We start from the raw sequence: 1,231 nt of genomic DNA on the forward strand, positions 1-1,231 counted from the left end.
CTGTTACGTTGGCCGGTTTGATAGTATGCCGAAAAGAAGGGTGCACATTCATCAAAGTTCGATGAGACATAGTCGATAAGCTTCACGATTTGGCTACGGTATTGGCCAGAATTACCAAGCAAGCAGTCAACCAACGTGACGTTCAACACAAATTTCTGGCGAAAATCATCGTCACGCATGGCCGCGATGACTTCGGTCGGGTTATCRATCTGAAATTCAGGATCCGGAGTCTTGAAGCTCCGGATCTGGATGAGAAACTTATTGTCTGAGGGCGAAAGCCGGCCACGATGGAACAAAGAAGTATATTGATAGTACGTGTMGTCCAGGAATCCTTCGARCACCAGAAACCTTACAAGCTCGCTATTTTCACCGAAAGCGTCGAATAACTCTTCGATGTCTCCCGAATTTGCGCKAACCAGCTCGTTGAATTTTGCCGTGCGTAAAGCAGCGATTTTCAGTMTAAGTTCTCTAACGCTTCTGGCTGCAGTGGCTCTGAAATCGGCAGACTTGCGCTCGATCAGCGCCTTTCGATCTCTGTATGTGAGAACTTCACTTACCGAACTCTGAAACCCTTTGACGTTGACATTCTGGCGGTTGTTGTAATTTACGTTTAGCACTGTGATATGGTCCTGCTCGATGATCTCCTCGAAATCTGGATGCGCCGTCAGGCCAGAGAATGGGACGCTTTCACCGCTCGGTCTCGTTACCGATGTGTAACCTTGCGGAAGTTTCGCGATCAGAGCCATAGCGTAGATCTTACGAAGCTCTTCGAGATCGCTCGGTACAAGCCTTTCAGCATCGCTGATTTGATTTTCTAATTGAGAAATTTGTGCTTTGTATTGGGCCTGAGCACTTATCACATATGAATCGTGGCGGCTGAGGATCTCAGCTAGTTTTCCCTTTTCGCGATGTAGATTTTCGAAATCGCTCGGCAGTACATTCTTATAAATCAGGATGGCAAGTAGTTTGTTTGTATCGAGAATGTTCTCGCCGTCAGTTTCCAAATTTGTAACATAGACGGTGTATTCATTGAAAATATTATGGATCAATCTCAGGTCGCTAAGATAGCGAGACACCTCACGAAGAAACTGCCTGTCTAGCCGTTCATCCAAGGACAATCGCTGCCCCTGTTCGATTACCTTGTCGATGGAGTTTGAGCTATTGATGATCGGAATAACGGGAACAATAAATTCGAAAAACTTGGTTCTATCCGTGTTTACAAACATATTAT

Annotated in this window: 1 pseudogene; it reads right to left on the bottom strand. The window is 45.6% G+C overall.

Annotated features, from left to right (window positions below):
* Positions 1–1,231, bottom strand: a pseudogene (locus QD357_RS32350) (ATP-binding protein); the annotation flags it as partial.

It is taken from the genome of Rhizobium sp. BR 317 (assembly GCF_047445835.1).
Classification (GTDB): Bacteria; Pseudomonadota; Alphaproteobacteria; order Rhizobiales; family Rhizobiaceae; genus Rhizobium; species Rhizobium paranaense.